The following is a 21,960-nucleotide window of genomic DNA, read 5'->3' as shown; positions in this document are numbered from 1 at the left end:
AGAAGCGTGATCTAATGGAGACATAGAACACGAATCGGATTGGGGCATGACAGACACGTCTTTAGAGCAATTATCCAAGTTTGGCATAACTGAGTTATGGCAAGTTGGACTTGTAATGCCTCTGCAATACAAAGATTTACGCCTTGTTCAATATGACTTGAATCCCTATCAAGGCTTCTCTGGGATGACGCTTTTCGGCGGTCATATTCACTCCGTATCTGACATCAAGTTAGGACGCACTAAAAAACGCAGTCCCTTCATCATTGTTGAGCTGACAGACCAACAGGGGTTCCGACTGAAAACCTTCGTTTACGACACAGCTGAAAACCTAAAATCGTTGAGCAACGGGCTCGCGATGGCTAATCAGCATCACCCTATCTATGTCTATGGCTTACCGGAATATCAAAACCAACAACTGATTTTAAAAAATCAGGAGTTTGTTGCCCCCGATGATTTAGGGCGGTTGCATGTGTGCTATGAACTGGCCAAGGGAATGAGCAAAGCGGAACCCAAGGTAATCGATTTCCTCAGCCGCTTACTGTCAGAACGTGATGTTATCAAGGAGTGTGCTGACAAGATTAGAGAGCTGCTTTCAGCTACCGCTGTAAGTAACAAACGACTAAAGCAATTTCTGGGTGCAGCCCCGAGTGACAACATCGAGCAGATGTTACAGGAGATCCATTTCCCCGATTGTGTTCAACGAGGTTACGCACGGATTCGGCAAGTTAGTAAGTTAGCAGCAGTCCTCATTGGTGCAGAGGCAAAGAAATTGGCGTCACAGTGGGGAGTAAAGCGTGTCCCGTTGCAGTTTGAGTCAGAGGCGATAGATAACCGCATTAAATCGTTACCATTCCAAATGACCGAGGAACAAAAATCCGCGGCATTTAGTATGGTCACGCAAATGACTTCGGCAGTATCTCAACACATGATGTTAATTGGTGACGTTGGCACCGGAAAAAGCTGTGTGATTGGCACCTGTGCCGCCTCAGTTGTGGATGCCGGTGGGCGAGTGGCCATTATGCTGCCTACTTCGAATTTAGCGCGTCAGTTACATAGAGAGTTCTCTGAGTATTACCCTGACATCAGCCCAACGTTAGTCATTGAAGGGGAGATCATTGAAGAGATTTCCCAATGTCGAATGTTGATTGGTACCACGGCGATTTTACACAAACAGTGGCCATTCACATTTGATCTGACCGTCGTGGATGAACAGCACAAGTTTTCAGTTGAACAGCGCGAGCTGTTTTGCGCTGACGGGGCGCATTTACTGGAATCGACAGCAACCCCAGTACCGCGAACAGCGGCTTTGCTAAAACATGGAGTGCTGAAGGTGTACGAGCTAAAGCATTGCTTCGTAGATAAGCGTATTGAGAGTCGTTTGTTAGAGCATTACGCAGGTCGAGACCTGGCAATAAGAGCGTTAGCGACGCTTCAAAGCGGCCAAAAGTTATTGATCGTTTGCGCCCTAAAAGATGAAAGCAAGTGTGAGGCATTTGCGGATATTCAGAATGCGACAGAGACATACGAGAAATGGTGCCGATTCATCCATAGTAATCGCCACGTCCTACCGGATGGTAGCGGGGTTGTTCTGGCGCATGGAGGGCTAACAAACGAAGAAAATGCAGCTGCAATCGATGCGCTCAATACGGGTGATGCAAACGTGCTGGTCGCGACGACATTAGTTGAAACTGGGCTGACTATTAAAGGGTTAACCCACTGCATTGTGATGAATCCAGACAGGCTAGGTCTTGTCCAACTCCATCAGCTTAGAGGGCGCTTAGCAAGGCACGGAGGGGTAGGGTACTTTGATTTACTGTTACCCCCTGAAATAAGCCCAAAATCAAAGGATAGGCTTGAATTAATTTCTCAAATTTCACATGGCGTGACGCTAGCGATTGAGGACATGAAACTGAGAGGATTTGGCGATTTAACCAAATCAGGTCGCTCGCAAACGGGAGTTAATCAGCGATATTTGTTCGGTTACAAAATCAATCTTGATGATTTAAACGATGCAATTGAGTTGATTGATACCTCAAGTTAGGTCAGAATCAACACAATTTTATTAACTCAAGAGCTTTATGGTTTATGGGTAAGGTATGAAACAACAATCGTTAAGTAAAAAATCGTTCATCGCATTTATTGTTATCTTGGCTCTTGCCCTTCTCGTTTGGGTAGTGAGCCAGTTCAACAGCTATAAAACATCACTACCAACGGGTGTCGCCAAAGATGGCCCTCCGGCCCTAGCAACTTTGTTAAGCAGTAACGCCAATAACAAAGTGATCCAGAAATGGAGTGTCACCGACGGTTCGCAAAATATCACGGGTTGGCTGGTGGATCTGAGTGGCCAAAAACAAATTTATTGGAGCACGGGCGACTTTGTTATTGCTGGTGGTCTGGTGGATGCGAATGGCGTCAACTTAACGGAGCAGTGGGCGACGACGCTGGGCATCTCCGAAGCCGATAGGAATCAGCCACAACAAGCAGGTCGAGCACAACGCGCACCTGTTGCTCAGCAAACTTACACTGAGCAGGATTGGCAAAGTCTCACTGCGGCGAAATACATTCAACTGGGCTATGAACAAGCGTCAGCTGAGAAAGCGATTTATGTATTCTTTGAACCCTTCTGTAGTGCTTGCAGTAGCTTACTCGCACGTTTGAAACCCGAGATTGAAAGCAAACAGTTGGATGTGCGCTTGGTGCCGTTAGCGTGGATCAGCGCCAACTCTGTCCCAGCAATCCAAGCCATGATTGATGGCGGTAAGGACGCGGTGTGGAAGCACGAAGAGGCGAAGCAAACTAAAGCTGCTTATGCCACTGCAACCCCAACCCCAGAAACTAAGATGGCCATCATCCAAAACTCTGAGCTCATGGGTACACTGGGCATCCAAGGTACGCCGACGCTGTTTTATCGCAATGGTGGTGAAATGGTCAAAGTGGTGAATAACTTTGCCGCAATCTCCCAAGCCATAAACTCGCTACAACTCACCGCATCAGTCAATTAATTTCCCAACTCCATAAGGAGATCCCATATTGGGATCTCATTGGTATTATAAGCACATTTGATTAATTTAATGTGTATTAATTCATCGCAAAATTCCCATTAATTGCTCAAAAAATGGGTAAATAAATTTATCCATTTATATAATTCTGATAACCTATGTAATCATAAAAAAATGTTGGGTTCAGAATGCGCGACTTAACTTTCAGTAAATCCGCTATAGCGCTACTTATACTAGCGCAATCGGCGTGGTCATTTAACGCTTTAGCTGTATCCGGTGTAACCATCACTGGTGAACTGTCTGCAAAAATGCCCGAAATCGTCTTGACCCCACCTTCAGGAGTGGTGGCAAACGTCCAGCAGGTGCAAATCAAACCAACTCAAGGATCCGGTGCGGGTTGTAGCTTAACGACGGATGTAGCGGCGGCAAAAGCCTTTACGCAATCCCAAGGTAACATGCTCTGTTTACTGGAGTGGAGCTTGCCATCAGGGTTAAGCACTTACAGCGATGGTATTCAGGGTTACTTGAATAACTCTGGCAATAACATCATCGGGTATACCGTAAGTATTTATTCTGGCAGTGGCAGTGAAAAAGTGCTGGTTGAAACAGGTTCGATGACTGTGGAAGCGGCGCAAGCTATTTCCCCAAACATCGTTGAAATCGTAAGTGACTTAACCACTGGTATCCAGTTAGGTTCGGACGTAACCAGCAACAGCAAGGGAAACATCCTCAAAACCGTCCAAGTTAAGACCGATTCAAGGCCATATACCCAAGTAGTTAATGCGCCGAGTCTCGGGGCGTGTACCATCCCGATTGGCAGCACATCATGTACCATGTCCACAGCTGGCACGACTATTGTTACCGACACAAGCAGTTCGACGGGCTCAACCAACTACAGCATGAGCGTAGATTCGGATAATGGCTATTTCAAAACCATCAATGGCCAATATCAGTCGCAATACAATCTCGCATGGGACTTCAGGACCGCGACACTCGACGATTATATGATGCAAGCGGTGGCCTCGGGTAACGAGGTGCCAATCACTAAAACATTTGCTGACGGCACGACACTAACTATCGATAACGAAAAAGCGCTATTAACAGTAGCTACCCCTCACGCGGGTAAATCAGGTACGTGGTGGCATCCACAGGCGACTATTACGCTAAAACCAGATCCACAGTATTCAATCAAACAACCAAGCTATAACCTGGCAGGAAATGACATTCTCTCTACCGATGTTATTACCTTACCTACGGGAGAACTTAAGCTGAGCCCTAAGCTCGTTGAGCAGCATTCCGATGTATGGGCATTCGAGTTTGACCTGTCTTCGCTTCCAGATGGCGTTTACATCCCATACGCGACGTTGACGGACACTTACAGCAACACCTGGGAAGGTGTCGTAGGTGAGTCCAGTAACATCGATAGAAATCCTCCAACTATCAGGATTTACAACACTAACGGCGGCATTGTTAACGCTGCCGACCCTATTTATTTCTTTGATGATATTCTCGTTGCGGCTGTTGATTCCATGTCTGGTGGGGGGAAGGTGATTGCTGCGTCAGTGGATGGCCAATCAGTTCTTGGAGATGGTATTGATGAAGGGATTGAGTATTTAAAAATGCTCAAAACTCCAGATACTCCATTAGAGCCCAATACTGATAAATTACTATCTGTGGTAGTCCAGGATAATGCTGGTAACACATCAGTACAGGAAGTCTCAATTCGATATATGCCAGTAAAATGGCAGATAGATGACAGAAGCCAGACCTATCGAAGAGGTGTTCAAGCGGTCTCTATGCCACTCAAAAACACCGAGGGGGTTGGTTGTCGCATGTATGCGTCAGCTGAGCAGGCACGTAAAGCTGGTGGTCAGTTAAATTATCGCTGTTTTATTGAATGGCTACAATTCCCTGATGGCACAGGCTCTGAATGGTCTAACTCTCAGCAAGTCCTCGCGGGTACGTTCCAAAAAGCGACCAGTACATCCTCACTTAACGAGGCTAAGTACAAGGTTTGGATGATCAACCGAAAAAACTCAGAAGCGCTCAGCTTTGTGGGTTCGCAAGCATTTAAAGTGACTGAGCCGGAGCCGCCAGTAGTAACTGTTGCTAAATACCGTGAATTTAAACCTGACATTTTTACGACGACAGTTGATGGTGGGGTGATTACCACCACGTCAGCTGAGTTTATTAACGGTGATTTAACTTTTTCAATCACTAGCAGTGATGGCACTCAGGTGTCATACCCTTACACACAATCAGGCTTAGCTCAGTCTAAAAAGCGGATTGGTAAAGTTTTAAGTGTGGGGGCATCTGCCTTGTGGACCACAAGAGATATTGAGCTAAAAGCTCAGTACACTGGGGACAAAACCGCGTTAGGCACTAAGAAGGTTAAAGTTCTGACTGTGCCAGCTAATACTATTGTAGCGAAGCTAGAAACCCCCGAGGTACTTCAAAACACTCAGTCTACGATCACTGCTAAAGTGAGTATTGGCTCTCTGGACTTCTTAACTCGAAAAATGACTTACGATAAAGAGACTATGGGTGATTGGTCTGCGGTCATTGCATTGGAGTCGCGAAACAAAGAAGGTACTAGCTATCAAAACCTAACAGAGCCATTAAAGCTTAACAGTGAAGGTGTGGCATCTGCGGAAATCCCATTCAAGGACTTTTCTATCGGCAGTTCTCGCTTAGTGGCTCTGGTGACTGTGGACAGTAAACTGGCTGATTACCAAAAAACGATTAAGAGTAATTCTGCATTTTTCCAGATTTATAAAGGTGAGGCTATTGACGGAGATATCCTGATAAAGCGCATGGCGGGTAAAGCGCCATTCGCGGCTCAATTGCTATACGTACCTAATACACTAAATGACCGTCGTGCTAAAGGCGACGTGACTTGGGAAATGTCGAAAGATAGTGGCGGTACATGGGAAGAAATTGCCACTAACAAAGACTTTGTGCAAATCCTGTTATCTAACAAAGGTATCTATCAATTTAGAGCCCAGATTGCTAACAAGTACAGCGGTATTAAACAGACCACCGATTTCCAAGAGGTGTTGGTGTACGACCAACCAGAACTGAAGATTGAGGGTGTTAGTGCATTACATGCTGGCGAGATTGGCCAATATAAGCTGCTTGATAATGATGAATCAGTCGATTTGACATCAACCGAAGTAGAATGGTCGTTAGATGGCGTGAACTGGGTGAAAGGTGATGATAGTTTCACGTTAACGATGGACAGTGAAACTCGCTATAACATCTATGCTCGCGCAGCTTATGTGAATACTGATTTGGCTGGCGACGCCAGGTATGCGAAGGCTACTAAGATTGTACGTGCCGCACGTTTACAACCTGTGCGAATGGCATTGCCGGTGATCAAGGCGATGGAAGAAGGCGTTCCGTACACACTGGAAGCGACTACGAAGCTAGCGGATACCGCTGCGGGTACGCCAATCATCACTGAGTGGACATTACCAGACGGCACCAAGACGTTAGCGCCGTCCATCAGTTACACGCCAACGGCTGAAGATGTCACTAATAAACTGGTGAATATCCAAGTGCGATCATGGGCCGAAGGCTATCAGACTGAGACAGAAAACCTGAAGCGCTTAACTCCAGCAGCATGGCGTTATAGTTTCCCATCGTTTGAGATTATAAGTAAGACGAGCAGCAGCTATGCGCCGACGTCAGGCTCTATGTTGATTAACACTCCGACTGACCTTCCTCCGTACTACTCGGGAGTGACGTTCTCGGTTGAGTGGACAATTCCCGAGACATTTGAGGTGGTGCGCAAGACCGACAAACAAGTAGTGTTCAACGTAAAAGAAGCGGGTACAGAGAATGTGCAGGCGACTATTACTGACAACCGTGGTAACGCTAAGGTCGTTTCTAGCTACATCGGCACCAACCAAGCGCCGGAGCCGCAGTTGAACATTGAGCCACGTTATAGCAACACTATGATGCGTGAGCCACTAACCGTGATTGCAAACTTGTCGGGTAAAATGGGCCACCCATTAGACCGCATTAATACGGTCAGTTGGTATCTCGATGGCAAGCTGGTGGAGCCTACCAATCTGAGGGTGGTGGTAAGTGGCGTTGAAGCGGGTGTACATAGACTAAAAGCGGTTATGACATCTGTATTCAACATCCAACGGGAGTACGAAATGGAAATCCCCGTGGCCAAAAACGTAGAACCCAAATGTAACGTGAAGGAAAGCAATTATTCCAACATTCGCCGACTAGATCTGATGTGTACTGACGAAGATGGTAAGATGGCGAAATACGAGTGGAGCATAAACGGTGAAATATCACCCTACATTGGCTCTTATATTTACGTAAGTAAGTCGACTGGTTATAGCGCTGTGATTATCGCTAGAGGCGTGGATGACTCTGGCGCTTACTCAAATTCTATTGAGAAACATTACACAAATTAAACCGTTCAAATAAAGAATCCCGCTATTGTTGCGGGATTTTTTATAACTAGATTATCATGTGAGACATTAAAATTTGTCAAATGAGACTTGTAGTGCGATAATTATTCATAAATTTGGAATGCAGGAGTCATTGATATGGCAGTTCAACAATTACGTGAGTTCAGATTAAAACCTAAAGTACATCAATCTATCTGGGCTAAAGTGGGGTTGCCTGCTGGCGAAGGCCCTGTGCTAAGTGACGCAATTAATCATGGGTTTAGTATTGATGTTGTGAATCGCTTTGCCGAAGCCGTTTCCATGCCCGTTACGAACCTTGTCCAGTATGCCGGTTTAAGCCGGGCAACCTTCGCCCGTCGGGTAAAGGATAAAGAACATCGACTGAAGCCTAGTGAAAGCGAAGCGTTTGCACGGATGATACGAATGTATGAAGCAGCAACTTTGATGCTTGGTGGAAACAAGGCAGATGCTATTCAATGGCTCAATGAACCCGCAATTGGATTGAACGGTAAAAGACCAATTGAGTTAATGGGCTCTGAGTCGGGCACAGTAGATGTCATTCGTCTAATTAATAGATTAATGCACGGAGTTTACATGTGAAGCTCTATCGCATTGTATCAAAGCAGTACGTGGATTCAGCATGGAATGGACAAGGGGCTGCAATGTATGGGGGGCGCTGGAACTCATTGGGAGTACCGATGGTGTATACCTCTCCTACACTATCTCTAGCAATCCTAGAAGTCTTAGTGCATCTCAATTCACCCCGAAGATTCGATAACTTCGTCACGCTTGAACTGGAATTGCCCGAAAGTGAATTGATGATGTTGCCACAAAGCGAATTGGCCGAGGGGTGGCGATATAACGAAATCATGTCCAGAGGGCTTGGAGATTCGTTTATAGAGTCTGAATCGGCGGCTGGACTGATGGTGCCCTCGTTTATTGTGCCCTTGGAGCACAATGTGTTGGTCAACCCTTCCAATCCAGTTGTAATTGAGTCGGTTAAGAATGCCGTTGATTTAAAATATCAAATCGATCCAAGACTAATTTAAGTTGTTGATTAGCTAGCATAGACAACTCGAATTAAGCGGGTTCTCATTTTATTTATGACAAGTAAAATCTAACCCAACCCAAAAAAAACCGAGGTGGTTGAAGCCTCGGTTAAACGGGTCTAAACGGAAGATGGTTGTACATTATCGAGCTAGTTTGCTTAATGAATCGATCGAAATATCGGATATTGAATCATTAGCAGCATTTGCGGTTGCAACTTCAATTTGCATAAAGTAGCTAAGAACATAGGTATCATTAGGGCTGCTGGTGCTGTTGAATAAACTAAATGTGGGGTCTAAATAGTAGTCGCCACGCTTTAACCATCGATGATCTAGCGCGATTAAATTATCACCTATTGCGACAATCACGATCCCTTGCACTATAACGTCAGCATTCAATATGCTCTGAGTCCTACAGCAATTCACAAAACTCTTACCACATTCTACGTGTGCGGAAATGCGGTCCAACTCTTCAATTGTAAGACCTGTAATATTCACTGGGATCAGTGTTGTCGGGTCAATTCCTAGTTGATTCAAAATTAGCTCTAAGTCATTCACAGTAGATTTCATCGCCGATCTCGTTGTTGCTGAACTGCATTCCGTCTAGTAATATACATGAACTGTGTGTTAATAGAAATGTGTAGATGATCAAATTCGACAAGGCTCACTGGCGTCACACGTATTTACTTCCATTTTGCATTGCTGCCGTCATTACAGCTGCTACTACGTGGTTTAGTCATAGCTATAAACTGATATTGGTACTCAACAGCGATAAATGCATTCCTGGTTCTGTATTCGTGGTAGACACACGACAAAAAACCGTTAATAGCGGCGAGCTGGTGATGTTCATGTCTCCTCAAACCGACATTCTTCCGTCAGGGATCAACATCATAAAGTTAGTGGCAGGTGTCGAAGGAGACCTCGTAGAAATAGGGAGGTTTAGTGTGACCAACAAAAAACACAGGTTCTCAGCACCTATCGACAATGCTGCGAATGCGCTGAATATCGATGTGCAAAAGCTCATTGGTACTAGGACTGTAGAGAATGGCGGGATCTTTGTGTTAGGCACAGAACCTGGCAGTTATGACAGTCGTTTCTTTGGTTCAATCAAAACTCAGCAGGTGATTGGTCGTGCTTACCTCATTATCTAATAGACAGTTTCTTGTTAGCTTGTTTGTGGCGGTATCGATGTCTGCCATTTATTTCGATGCAATGGCTACAGACGATAATCAGCAGTTTATTCTGGATGCAAAACGACAGATGGATGACGTCCGTAGCCAAATCGAGGCTATGAGGCAGAACAATACCCAGCAGCCCCAAGGTGGCCTCCCCGCTGCTTGGGGGCAGCAATCTTACATTTCACAAGCACAAATGCTCACCCAGCAGGCCGATGCGATCAGGTATCAAGTGCTGCCAAAGCCAGAACCTGTCACGCCTGTTGTGCAGCAAGAGATAGCCGCAAACGGAGAGGTATTCATTTTCGCTTCATTCGGTATGCCAGCATACACGCTGAAATCAGCGCTGAGAGCAGCATCTCAAAGCCAAGTTAAAACAACAGTCGTATTTAGAGGCCTGAAAGATGAATCTGAAAGCCTGCGTGATGCCTCCAACGCCATTCATAGAGCGATAGATGAAGCAGATTTAGATGTGACTCCAAGAGTTATCATCGACCCTCGTTTGTTTAATACCTATGCAGTCGAAGTAGCGCCAACAATGGTGTATCGCAACGGTGGCAAAGTGGTTACCGCGACAGGGCTACAGTCATTAGAAGATTTCGTTAAGCAGTCCGAAGGCTTGTTGCAAAGCGGCTCGCTCGGGAAGTTGTCAGACACTTACGACATTACTGAGATGGACATGCTCGAACTTATCCAACAGAAGCTCAAAAAAGTAGATTGGGAAGAGAAAAAGCACGAGGCCGTTAGCCGATTCGTTAACCGTAAAGAGGTTCAGTTGACAGAGAGCCTTAAAGACGAGGATGTGCGTTACAAAATTGACCCGCGTGTTCGCTTTACCCAAGACCAAACAACGCCGGATGGCCAGTATTTTGCCAAGGCCGGTGATGTTGTAGATCCTACAGCATTACTCCAAATGGAAACCCGCTTATTCATGATTGACCCAACCAGTGAGCGTCAGCTGGCGTGGATGAATGATGTACTTTCCGTGACAGATCACAAGCAAGTTTACGTGCTGCTATCAGCTCTGCCAGCGGGTAGCGATTTAACCGAATTTAACCGGTTGCAGACAAAACTAGGCCGTCGCTTGTACTTGATGCAACCGACGATGGTGTCTCGTTTTCAGCTTGAGCATTTACCCGCATTAGTTGATTTGTTTAAGGGAGAAATCCGCGTCACTGAGATTGGTCAACGAACTCTGAGTAATGCGGGATTACCGACACTATTAGTAGCTCCAAATGGCGGTGCCAAATGATGAAGAAGTTCGCAAAAGTAGCTGTTTTTCTGGCTTCCATGATGTCCGTAAATGTGAGTGCGAACAGTATGCCGGACTCGGTTTGCCCCGATGCTGGCTATTTCTCAAACCTGATTAACTCTTTTTGCTGGTCATGTACGCTACCTTTTAACCTCGCCGGATTCTCGGACAATGTGCCTAAAGGGGCTAATTCGAGTCGTTTATGCTCATGCTCGGATGCTCTGGGTGTGCCGGAGCTTGGGGTATCTCTGGGTTACTGGTCACCTGATCATTTAGTAGAAGTCTCTGCAACGCCATGGTGCAGTCCAACGCTGGGTGGAACCTTGCTACAAAATGACATGACGATGCGGGGGAGGGCATCCAACCCAGATACTCAATCTGCCGAAACGGTATCGTTCTTACATTACAACTACATCATCAATCCGGTTTTCAAGATGTTAGGTCTTTTCTTGTTGCCTGAGTGCGACACATCCCCTGGTTACTTTGACCTCGATATTGCGTACATGTCAATTCTCGATGTCACCTACGAAAACTCGGCGCTATCATTTCTGTTCACTCCTGACGCAATTCCGATTGCGAATCCTGTTGGCCGCGCCATTTGTGTTGCCGATGGGATGATCACTGCTAGTAGCGGCAGTGCTAACGAGGCACTGTGGTTCTGCGCTGGCTTAGATGGTCCCTTGTATCCATTAACCGGCTTTATTGGGGCCGACAATGATTTTATCCGCAATACCCAGTTAATCACGACTCGTTCACTTGCTGCGCTACATCGCAGGGGGTTAGCACGAAAAACTTACGGTAAAGAGGCGATGTGTAACGCCGAGTACAGTCCAATGATCCCTAAGGCGCAGTACAAAATTTCTATGATGTATCCGTCTCCTGAAGCGAATCCTGCAGCAGCATCAGCCGTGAAACCCACGAAGGCTTTTAATATTGAGGATCTACAAAATCCTGAAACTGGCGATTACGACAACAGCGAAGATAAAAATAAATCAACCCTAGATGGTTCATGGGATGAATGTTGTCACCCTCTCGGTTGGCCTACGATTTGGTGGGGTTCAGGTAGAAAGTCTCCTGGTAATGGAAAAGACCAACACGCGGTTTATTCAATTTTCAGATACACCGATTGCTGTGTGAGGGTTCAATAACAATGGAAGATAAACTGGTTACGTGGTGGGAAAAGGCAATCTCTTACGGAATAGGAAGCATTTACTTATTCAATATTTTAACTATGAGTTTTCTGGCGCTATTTCTCACAAGTAGCCCTGCATTTGCAGATCTCCCATTGCCAGTTTCTCTTCAGTATTCCTGCCCAACAGGGTGGAGCTATTCCAATGGCACCTGTATTAAGTACACTTATGCTGCTCCGATAGTGTCATGCTCGACACCGGGCTATTCAGTCACCACGGTAAATGGCTTACAAACATGTGCCAAAAACGAGTCCCGGACAACGATAAACAGTTGCCCCACTGGGACAAACTGGTTGGACTCTCAACAATCGTGGAACTATCATGACCCTCTGTATCCTAACCTTTGTTCAGCAAGGCAAAGCGCTTCATCTCAGGCCAGTTGCCCCACAGGGTACACAACATTCAGCAATGGAATTTGTTTTAAACTGCAGATCCCATTGGGTAAAACTTGCCCGGATGAAGGTGGGGCCGCAGAAACAGTAGAGCAAATTTGCCCACAAACCTATGTAGACCTCGGACTCTGTAAAAAGGACGAGACGGTCTCAGTTTCACTGCCTGATCAAAGCTGGCAAAAGCAAAACGAATCAACCTGTAAGCGAACCTTGTATGAGGGAACCATTTCCACTTGTCCAACTGGCTACACGCCTGCCGGTGATGACAACTGCCAGAAAGTCGAAACCACTGTATCAACTGTAAGCTGTCCGGCAGGCTACTATCAAGATGGTAGTCAGTGTATGCCTGGGGCTGCCCCGAGCTGCCCGGCAGGTACGACGTTAATGAACGGTTCATGTGTTAATTCCTCGGGTTCTGTCGCCAGTTGTCCAACTGGAAAAGAGTTAGATCCCTACAGCAATACCTGTATTACGGCGAAGGGAAACTTATCAGATCCTGATTACTTTATGCAGATGGGCCGCGATTTTGGCAAATCCGCGGTAGGCGCCATTGAGCTGCCAGGAGGCACAACTAACAATATTAAGCTTAATTACCGGAATGTTGGTCAAACAGATATGACCACATCTAATATGACCAATGCTGATATGCTCGGGCTTGACTCCAATAACGGTTACAACGTATCTGCAACAGGTACTTATCAGGACGAAAAGGCGCAACAAAAATCGATTAAAGAGGCCGTTGAGCGAAACACGGCTTATGGAAAGTCAGAGCCCGTTGTAGGGGCAAATCAAGATGAAACGAATGATGCACAAGATCATAGTGCCAATGCTTATCTAACCTTGCTTGATGCTCAAAACAAGAACCCGCCACACACTATTGGAAAGGATGCTTCATTCCTTAAATCTGGATCACAGGAACAGCAAAACATTCTTAATGGTAGTGGCGGACAATTTTTCGGGGATTGTTCGACGGACACTGTCACTAAAACTACTATCGATGACTCACTGATTAAAAATACTATCGAAGAGTGCTTTAAGCCAAACAGAAACAATCTTTCAAGCTGTAATAGAGAAAGAATTTTAACGCCACCAAACGAGAATAAAATCTTTGGCAGTGGGTTTGGGTATTGCGGTAAACGCTGTATTTCAATCATTTTGGGAGATGAAACGGATAACGCTCTGCCAGACAATGATGATGGTACGTGTAAAGTCTATCGCAATGCTTCATCGTTCAGATTGCTTGACGGAATAAACATTGTTTCCGCTACTATAGGGAAATCGAGATATGACGATTATTTTAAATTATCAGTTAATGACACAATTCTTAACCAGTCTTCGACTTTCCCACTAGATGGACAGTCTTGCTCCGATATTGGTAACACCATAACTGCGTCCCCCATTGATGTGACTGTGCCATTCCAGACTGCATTAGCAAAGAATCGCACTCTGACCGTCGAACAGTTGCTATCCGTAAAAAATTTGGGGGAAGGGTATACCAGTATCACTATCAATTTCGATCAAGACTTGCTTGCAAACTGGGTTGAGGAAATTGTTGAGTCACCAGAAGGATGTGAGGCATCGTTGTCAACGCCAGACAGTTTTTGTACGGCATCTGATTGGAAATGCGATGCTAGATTAGATTCTGAGTTAATCAATAACGGTGGTGTGCTAAACCTTTCGGATATAGATGGTGCTCCGGGGGTTCAGGCGGTGTCTGGGGCAAATGACGTAATATTAATGGTTATGCGTAGGGATTTTGACCCAAGTTTGGCAAATGGGACTAAATCAAACTGCGGTAACATAGTTGGTACCACTGATGATGAAGGTGACAATAAGAACGACGACGGTCTATGGGTATGCAAAGAGGGAATTGGGTTTCAAACTCATAGTATCTACAGTGGCCCAGGTATGTATGGTACAGAGTTTGTAAACGTCCTACCCAAGCGGAATAAATGGTCTGTATTTGCTGTCAAAATAAACAACGGTGTTACATCTCGGTTTTACAATGAGAATGGCCAGATTTTTGATGCTAAGCAGATGTACGGTGGAAGTTTTGACTCTTTAAAGCAACGTCGAATTATCATTGGGCGAGGGAATACCTCAGAAGATTGGACCAAACGTGCTAACGCACCACTTTATCTCGCTCATTGGGAAGTACTGCGTGATATATCCTCAGACCAACAAGTTATCGATGCGTTAGAAAAAACCAAGGATATGTTTGCACTTGTCAATCTAGATCCTTTATACGAGGGGGACGATGGCCTTACTCCTTGCATGTATGCGCACATGGAAGATTATGTGTGTGATCCTCTTAAGGGTAATCGACTACCCTTTAATGGTGGAACAGTTGGGTATTCTGACATTCGGACAATGGGTGATCAGTGCAGTCAGTATACGTCAGATGAAAAATGCAGTATTGAGTCATCTACGTGCGCGGAGGGGTGGCTTGATTCGGCAACTAATACATGTTTTGGGTGGGATGTGACTTATCGCTGCGAGAGCGGTTCGGTCATAACTAAAACTGAAATAGTAGAGAATAATACCTGTTTTACCGATATTTCATGTGTGAATGGCAATTGCGAAACAAAAGCAAAAGAGACCAATACAGACTTTGTTCAAACTGCTGCGATGTACGCGGCTATAAACGAATTAGACAATGGGTCATCATGTACGGACCCTACTAATCCTGATACCTGCCAAGTGTTCGTTGGCAGTGTTGAGCAATGTAGCTGGGATCAACTCAAGGTAAATGATTGCTGCTCCACCAAAGGCACCGATACCACATCCAACCTATTTAAACTGTCATTAATGACCTTCAAAGCTGGGCAAAACGCAGTGTCCAGTGAGAACGCGTGGGTGAATGAGTATTTAGGCGGGGAATATGCCAAAAAAGGCTGGAGCATGGTAAAAAGTGGTTGGAATGATGCTGTTGATTGGGTATCTGACACAACTAAACCAGCGACGGAGGCCGCAAAAGGTGCATGGGATTATCTTGGTAAATCCTTTTCTTCCGAAGCTACGGCTACAGCTGGCAACGCAGCAACCACAGTTTCTGGAGAAGCCGGATCCGTTGTTACTGACTTTTTCACTGATTTGGCTACCTCAATCGATACGGTAAAAACTGAAATCTACCAGTGGGTATATGATGTCATGCCTGAGGCGATGCAGGAAGCGATTCTCTCAGGAGCCGAAGCGCTTGGGGTTGAGATGGCTGGGGAGGAAGCAGGTGCTCAAGCGATGGAAGGGATTGTCGGCAACCTCATCGCAGCACTTTCTTTCGTTATGATGCTTTACACCATCTATAACATGCTGAAATTGCTTTATACGATATTGACGGCCTGTGATGACGAAGAGCTGAAAATGGGTACAGAGCTGAAAGAACGAAAGTGTTTCTTTGTCCGTAAGGTTCCTTGTAAAAAGACATTAGGGATATGTACCGACAAGGCCCATAACGAGTATTGTTGTTTCAAGAGTACCTTGGCCAGAATAATTATGGAGCAAGTAATTATTCAGTTAGGTCAAAATCCGGTGTCATGGCATGACAACGAAACGTGTCGCGGATTGACTCTAGACGAGCTAGCAAATATCGACTTGGGTAAAGTGGATTTCAGCGAATGGGTAGGGTTGATGACTGAATCAGGTATGTTCCCTGAACCAGACATGGAAAAGACGGGTGAAGACGCTGTGGTTAACCGAGAAGCTCGAGATAGTGCCGATGACAGGATTAAAAATCAGTTAGGGGTTGACACTGGTGTTAAAGTTCGAGAAGCGTTCCAGAACGCATCTCCTGCAACTAACTTAGATTGTTCAGGTTTCCCAAGACCGCCAAGCTGTCCTGTATAAAAACAAAGGCCGTTACAGCGTTTATTGTAACGGCCTTTTTGTTAGGCTTTAGGTTTGATGAATAAATGGGTCTGTTTTTTATTCAGGTCGATTACCTGCTGATATTTTGCTCTCAAATTATCAGCATCGGGGCAGTCTCTATTCGCAACAGCATCCACCGGAGGCACATATAGGTAAGTTGGATAAGTGGTCGAGATAGCATTTAACTTATCTAGCAGCACTAGCTCTCCGCAAGTGCTCACTGACGTTGTAACTACTAAATAGTCTCCAACCTCAAATGATTGATCAAATAAGGAAGATGCCTGTTCAGCATTTAATGATGTCGCTGGGGTGGCGACGCCATAAGTTAACCATGCCCAACCTGCCTCTTTCTTGTTTGGCGCTAACTGGGCTTTAGAATCCTTAACAAACATTGGGTGAGTCATTTTGCTCCCAATTTTTACACTTCCTATCTTATATTCAGTTCCAACATCTTTGCCTAAATAATCGGCTAATTGCTGAGAATGTCCTACCAAATCTGCGGCAGGAATCACTTGAATAAGATTAAACTTTGCTAAAGGCTTTTTGTTCGTGGTTCCGAGAAAGAACAAGCCTGCATTCATTAAACCGCCACTTAATCCACTGCCACCGAATGCGCCAATACCAGCAGTGCCTGCAGCCATATTCATCGCCATGACAGAGCCTGAAGCACCATTAACCTTTTGCCAATCTTCCGCAGATAGTTCAATGTCTTGAGTGTTTTTATCGCCTCCAGCTGCTTTTAGCACTTTTAGAGCAAACGAATCGTCTGATTGAATAGCTAATTGATCGAATGACTTTGTTTCAGCAGCACTTGCTGTCGCTGATACAAATACTGAACTAGCGACTAATGCTGATAATGCGATGATTGATTTTTTCATGTCGAACTCCTACCTGAATTACCAACAATGTTAACACAGGCCTAATACTTGGCAAATTTCTTGAAATATAAGAAGAGTGGTTAAAAGGTTGATTGTTTAGCTTACGAAACTTATCATTCGCGCAACACACAAATTCAATGGTGAAGTTTAAATGGGCTCAACAAAAGATCAGGGGTTAGTCATCGAACGTGACGACAATACCCTTGTTTGTGCATTACCTGGAAGTGGTAAAACTTATGTTTTGGTAGAGCTGACTAAGCGTTTACTGTCCAGAGATGGCGCCTATTCTGTCCATTTACTTACGTTCACGGATGCGGCTCGTGTTGAGCTCACTGAGCGAATGCTTCACGCCCTTACCCCACGAGCTATGGAACGTGTAACTATCAGTACCTTTCATTCAACTGCGTTAGCGATGACTCGCGGCAAACTTAATCGCCGGTTATTAATGGCCAATGAGTTAATGCTGTTCGTTAAGTCGGTGCTCAATGAAGCTGACCATTTAGACCTCATTGATAAGTTCAGATTTAAGGTGCCGGACGTTGTTAGGCTGTTTGATGAAATGGGCCGAAGCCAAGACCTGTCAAAAGAGTATAGTGACACAGAAGTTGCCTTGTACGAGCTTTACAAAGATATGCTGATTAAGCAGGGCAAGACGGATTTTAACGTCGTATGCCAATTGTCCGTGAGCTGGCTGGCGCAAAGGGAAATCCCTCCAGTGTCGGCTACGCATATTCTGGTAGACGAATTTCAAGATACCGATGCACTGCAATACATGTGGCTACGTGAACACGCGCTGCTTGGTAAAAAGCTGGTGGTCGTTGGTGATGACGATCAAGCTATCTACTCGTTCAGGGGGGGCCAAGGATACGACAATATGGTGGCCTTTCAGTCAGAGTTTAACGCAGATGCTTACGTGCTAAGAGACTGCTTTAGATGCTCAAAGGAAATCCTGAATCGAGCGGGGATGCTGATTAAGTTCAATAACCCCGATAGGATTGATAAGCCGATGAATGCGGTTAGGGAAGAGCAAGGGACTGTCAAAATCATTAAGTCTGGCACGATGGATAACCAGCTTAACCAGATTTTAGATGCGGTGAGCAAAGAGCCTCATACGTGGGCAGTAATTGCGAGGAATAATGCCATCCTTGATCGCGTTGAAACGGTTATTCAGGGTCATGGCATTGAGTACAATCGACGCGGCGGTAAGTCGTTTTTTGATGGCGTAGCACCCTACAGCTTGATTCAAATTGCCTCTGTGATTTCAGGCAAACATGATGACCATACCCTACATCGGGCTTTGGCGGCTTTGTCAGTGCCAGAGGCGGAAACGGCAAGAATTGTTGGTTTATGCCGGACGGCGAAAACGACCTTTGGCGGCCTTAAACATGCGGAGATTGGTCATCATGCTGACCTGCAAAAGTTCCACTCATTAGCTGAAGGCTGGCATGACATACCTGCAGGGCGTGAGGATGCTAAGCGAACCAACATGCAATCTATCGTTAAATTGTTAGCCATACACCTCGATAAGCGGGACCAAAAACATGCTCAAGTCGTCGGTGATGTCATTGCTGGACGTCACTGGGAGAGCCTGGGCGAAAGTATTGCGCAACTGAAGTCATCGTTAGACAGCAAAAAGCGCAAAGACCAATCAGAAGAGGCCGCACCTAAGCTGTCATTGATCACTATGCACTCTTCAAAAGGTTTGCAGTTCGACAACGTGTGGATTGTGGGGAGCGACACAGGAACCATCCCGAGCAAAGAGGCGTTAGCAGAGGGTAAGATAGCGGAAGAACGTCGATTAATGTATGTGGCCATGACCCGCGCTATCTCGTCGCTCACTATGAGTTACACCAGTGAGCCCAGTGAGTTTCTGTACGAGGTTAACAAAGAAAGGGTTGTAGAGCTGGAGTCTGGATATGAAGACGATGCCGACGATTTTGACGCCGCTTGACATCCTCCACCCCCTAAAGGGGGTGGATTCCTACAGCTAGACGGTCATGCCCGACCGCAAGAATGTTCTTGGCTGCATTGACATCTCTATCATGCGTAGCGCCACAACTGCTACAAGACCATTCTCTTATTCTCAAGCCTGCTCTACCTTTCGGACTGCTTGCGGGGATTTCCCCGCAGCACGAACACGTTTGGGTTGTGTAACTCTCGTTGATTTCTTCAAAAACAACGCCTGCGTGAGCGCATTTATATTCCAGCATTGTTTTGAGCATTCCCCATCCTGCATCCAAAACGGACTTAGCCATTTTGGTTTTAGCTAAAGAAAGGGAATTGACGTTACCAACGAAAATCGCCGCATTACCATCTACTAGCTGGCGACTGTATTTGTGCAAATCGTCCTTGCGGCGATTCTTGATTTTGGCGTGAATTGCCTTAACTCGGTGTTTCTTGTTAGCCCGTTGCGCAATACCTAATTGCTGTTCGAGCTGGCGGTACTGGCGGCCAACAACTTTATGACCGTTGCTATCAGTGGCCGCTTCTTTACAACCAAGGTCGATACCGACACTCGCTGTCCCTGAGCTTGCTTGAGTTTCGATTTCAACCACCACATTGAAGTACCAACGCCCTTGAGCATCTTCGTTGAATGAAGCGGTTTTGAACTGATATTTGCTTAGGCCGTAGCTATCCCACACGCTGTAATAGTGACCATTGAAGAACACTTGACCGTTTTTCCACTTGGCCGCGCCCGTGTTAATTGGTATCCAGCCAAGGGAGCGTTTCGCACCACCCGACTTGCGCCAGTTAAGGCGAACCTTTTTGAATTGGACTCTGCGAGTAACGTACTCTTTGGCGATACATTGAAGCGTCTGACTGTGAAGTCCTAGCTCTTTGTTCGCGCCTTTGGTGTAAGGATGAATATCAAATGCAGACAAAAACCGCCCCCGCTCTTTGATGGAGCGTGAGCTTAATTCGTTGATGTAGTTCCAGACAAAGTTGACCGACCTCGCTTGCTGAGTGAGCACGATTTGGTGTTTGTCTTTTACTCTGACTTTTAGGGTTTTTGTGTGCATGGCTGTATATTTATACAGACATCAATTAAATGCAAGGGCGCTTACATCCCCACCCTAGAAGTGTGGGGTTTTACGCTTAAACTGACAGATTGACAAACCTGTGAAATTAAAATAATGTGTATGTAGGCGGATACCCTTCGCCTTTCTAAGTGTTCTACTTTTCAGTAGGCATTCTTTTCAGGGCCATGATGTACACACCTGTTCATGGCTTTCGTATCGGTGGCTTTAGCTATTTCTGATTTACCTCCAGTTTCACTAGGAAATAACGATTTCCTAGTGCAATTGCGCAGCCGAACCTCCCACCTAAACGTCTGGCTCGCTGAATATCAGCTTTCCATTTCTTTACGAAAAATCTATCACTGAAAAATTCAGTTAGATAGATTCGGCGTTTAGTTCAAAAGGTGTTGCTACGCAGCAACCAAAAGTCTCCGTTAGCCTCGGACTCAGACTCAATTCAGATTAGCGACCTGAAACCAGATGTTTAGATTTTCTAAATATCTTCCCTTGTGGGTGAATATTCCCCCACAGGGATTGTTCACCCAATTTTTAATTATTGGAGTGAACTATGAATAGTATTTTTTCGGCCGAGAGTGTTCTGCATCAGATCACCCTTAATCAAAAAATCACACTTTGTGACGCTGAAGGCGAGATTCAAACTGCTTCAGCTCAGATTGCCTTGCTTAACGATTCTCCGTTTCGTGATGTCAATTCAAAAATTCAAAAAAACGCCAAATTCCATGCTGATTTAGCTGGTGAGTTGTGTGGGACCCTTTATTTATCTGCGGCTGAATCTTTGAAATCAGAGATGGTTGCGACATTTAAAGAACTAATGAATCGACTCCCTTTAGAGCTTCAAGACAGTTTTACGTATGCTTTGCTTGACTCTGGCGCACGTACACGCTTGGCCAAACGGAATCTATTCAACTTGTTACATTGATTAACAAACCTACCTTTTTGGGGTGATGAATTGCCCTAAAAGGCGTTCTCACCCCTTTTCTTTTTTATTTTATTAAAACTGGAGTGAGACTATGGACGCTATCGTATTTGCGGCAATCTTTATGGGTTTTATGACTATCTATCTGTTTTTAGTTAGACCTGTATTAGAGAGATTGGGCCTAGTTTGGTAATGCCAAATTAACCACTGTAAATCGACATCACTTAAGCGTCCTCTAGGACTGTTTATGGGGTGTCACTAATGCTCTTTCGCAATAGACAGCACTAGCGACACTCTATAAACAGGAATTTTACTTATGTCTACACTATCTGCGATTTTCTTCTCTGATCTGAATGTGCTCGTTACCGCGTCTGAAAAATGTGTTGCTATTACATCAAGCAAGGTTGGTTTTGATGTGAGCAGCAGTGATCATGGCGAACTGGCTGAGCGTTTATCAGTTTGGGCAAAATCTCAAAACATTCTGTCACCAGAGGAAACTCTAGGTGTTATCTAACCGGCTAGTAAGACCGTCTTACGGACGTGTCAGCCAATCAGTGCCGGTGCTGATTGGCACAACTAACCAAAGTGGGTTTTTTCAAGCCTATTTTGCTTAGTACCACTCCATGCTTCCTCACAACAACTCCCAATTAAGCGCTGAACATCAGTATTCCAATCGCCTACGCGAAACTGGAATTTAATTGCCGAGTTGTTGTTTGGTTGTGGTGCGTCTACTAGAGCATCTAGTTTGACCATCACAATCTCCCGAAAGGGCGCTTTGAT

At 45.4% G+C, this 21,960-nt stretch carries 15 protein-coding genes; 12 read left to right on the top strand and 3 right to left on the bottom strand.

All coding sequences use genetic code 11. The features are described 5' to 3' along the window. Nucleotides 1-46: 46 nt before the first annotated feature. The 5 genes from KV201_RS18745 to KV201_RS18725 all read left to right on the top strand — a co-directional run bounded on the left by KV201_RS18745 (nucleotide 47) and on the right by KV201_RS18725 (nucleotide 8,478). Entirely contained in the window at nucleotides 47-2,041 is a 1,995-nt protein-coding gene (locus KV201_RS18745; RefSeq protein WP_037426863.1) for a helicase-related protein, read from the top strand. Nucleotides 2,042-2,096: 55 nt separating this feature from the next. Next, entirely contained in the window at nucleotides 2,097-3,002 is a 906-nt protein-coding gene (locus tag KV201_RS18740) for a thioredoxin fold domain-containing protein (protein WP_011711551.1), read from the top strand. Nucleotides 3,003-3,187: 185 nt separating this feature from the next. Beyond that, nucleotides 3,188-7,432, top strand: coding sequence for an Ig-like domain-containing protein (locus tag KV201_RS18735; RefSeq protein ID WP_226060192.1), 4,245 nt, complete (start codon nucleotides 3,188-3,190; stop codon nucleotides 7,430-7,432). 135 nt (nucleotides 7,433-7,567) lie between these two features. Next, nucleotides 7,568-8,029, top strand: a complete 462-nt coding sequence (locus KV201_RS18730) for an antitoxin Xre/MbcA/ParS toxin-binding domain-containing protein (RefSeq protein WP_011711549.1) — start codon at nucleotides 7,568-7,570, stop codon at nucleotides 8,027-8,029. Further along, on the top strand, nucleotides 8,026-8,478 hold the full coding sequence (locus KV201_RS18725; protein WP_011711548.1) for an RES family NAD+ phosphorylase: 453 nt from the start codon (nucleotides 8,026-8,028) through the stop codon (nucleotides 8,476-8,478). The genes KV201_RS18730 and KV201_RS18725 overlap by 4 nt, the downstream gene beginning before the upstream one ends. Before the next feature lie 141 nt (nucleotides 8,479-8,619). On the opposite strand, the gene KV201_RS18720 is transcribed toward KV201_RS18725, so the two are convergent. Next, nucleotides 8,620-9,045, bottom strand: coding sequence for a hypothetical protein (locus tag KV201_RS18720; RefSeq protein ID WP_011711547.1), 426 nt, complete (start codon nucleotides 9,043-9,045; stop codon nucleotides 8,620-8,622). 74 nt (nucleotides 9,046-9,119) lie between these two features. On the opposite strand from KV201_RS18720, the gene KV201_RS18715 reads away from it, so the two are divergent. The 4 genes from KV201_RS18715 to traN all read left to right on the top strand — a co-directional run bounded on the left by KV201_RS18715 (nucleotide 9,120) and on the right by traN (nucleotide 16,327). Continuing rightward, nucleotides 9,120-9,626 (top strand): S26 family signal peptidase, encoded by a 507-nt coding sequence (locus tag KV201_RS18715; protein ID WP_226060191.1) that lies wholly within the window; start codon nucleotides 9,120-9,122, stop codon nucleotides 9,624-9,626. 37 nt (nucleotides 9,627-9,663) lie between these two features. Next, nucleotides 9,664-10,902 (top strand): TrbC family F-type conjugative pilus assembly protein, encoded by a 1,239-nt coding sequence (locus tag KV201_RS18710; RefSeq protein ID WP_166485397.1) that lies wholly within the window; start codon nucleotides 9,664-9,666, stop codon nucleotides 10,900-10,902. A 68-nt stretch (nucleotides 10,903-10,970) separates the two neighbouring features. Beyond that, the gene (locus tag KV201_RS18705; RefSeq protein ID WP_011711544.1) at nucleotides 10,971-12,050 is read left to right on the top strand and encodes a TraU family protein; all 1,080 of its coding nucleotides are present in this window, start codon (nucleotides 10,971-10,973) and stop codon (nucleotides 12,048-12,050) included. A 2-nt stretch (nucleotides 12,051-12,052) separates the two neighbouring features. Beyond that, entirely contained in the window at nucleotides 12,053-16,327 is a 4,275-nt protein-coding gene (gene traN / locus KV201_RS18700) for a conjugal transfer protein TraN (RefSeq protein ID WP_226060190.1), read from the top strand. Nucleotides 16,328-16,368: 41 nt separating this feature from the next. On the opposite strand, the gene KV201_RS18695 is transcribed toward traN, so the two are convergent. Beyond that, a complete protein-coding gene (locus tag KV201_RS18695; protein WP_011711542.1) occupies nucleotides 16,369-17,226 on the bottom strand; it encodes a hypothetical protein in 858 nt (285 codons plus the stop codon). Nucleotides 17,227-17,377: 151 nt separating this feature from the next. On the opposite strand from KV201_RS18695, the gene KV201_RS18690 reads away from it, so the two are divergent. Then, nucleotides 17,378-19,177 carry an ATP-dependent helicase gene (locus tag KV201_RS18690; RefSeq protein WP_226060189.1) on the top strand — a complete coding sequence of 600 codons (1,800 nt, stop codon included), beginning with the start codon at nucleotides 17,378-17,380 and terminating at the stop codon, nucleotides 19,175-19,177. A 13-nt stretch (nucleotides 19,178-19,190) separates the two neighbouring features. On the opposite strand, the gene KV201_RS18685 is transcribed toward KV201_RS18690, so the two are convergent. After that, nucleotides 19,191-20,246, bottom strand: coding sequence for an RNA-guided endonuclease TnpB family protein (locus KV201_RS18685; protein WP_088212891.1), 1,056 nt, complete (start codon nucleotides 20,244-20,246; stop codon nucleotides 19,191-19,193). A 565-nt stretch (nucleotides 20,247-20,811) separates the two neighbouring features. Here KV201_RS18685 and KV201_RS18680 point away from each other — a divergent pair. After that, on the top strand, nucleotides 20,812-21,183 hold the full coding sequence (locus KV201_RS18680) for a hypothetical protein (RefSeq protein WP_037426830.1): 372 nt from the start codon (nucleotides 20,812-20,814) through the stop codon (nucleotides 21,181-21,183). Nucleotides 21,184-21,496: 313 nt separating this feature from the next. Beyond that, the gene (locus KV201_RS18675; RefSeq protein ID WP_037426827.1) at nucleotides 21,497-21,694 is read left to right on the top strand and encodes a hypothetical protein; all 198 of its coding nucleotides are present in this window, start codon (nucleotides 21,497-21,499) and stop codon (nucleotides 21,692-21,694) included. Nucleotides 21,695-21,960: the final 266 nt, after the last annotated feature.

The sequence above is a fragment of the Shewanella sp. SR1 genome, assembly GCF_020447145.1.
In the GTDB taxonomy this organism is placed as follows: Bacteria; Pseudomonadota; Gammaproteobacteria; order Enterobacterales; family Shewanellaceae; genus Shewanella; species Shewanella baltica.
The sequence above is the reverse complement of the archived record's forward strand: the minus strand, read 5'-3'. Positions and strand labels throughout refer to the sequence as shown.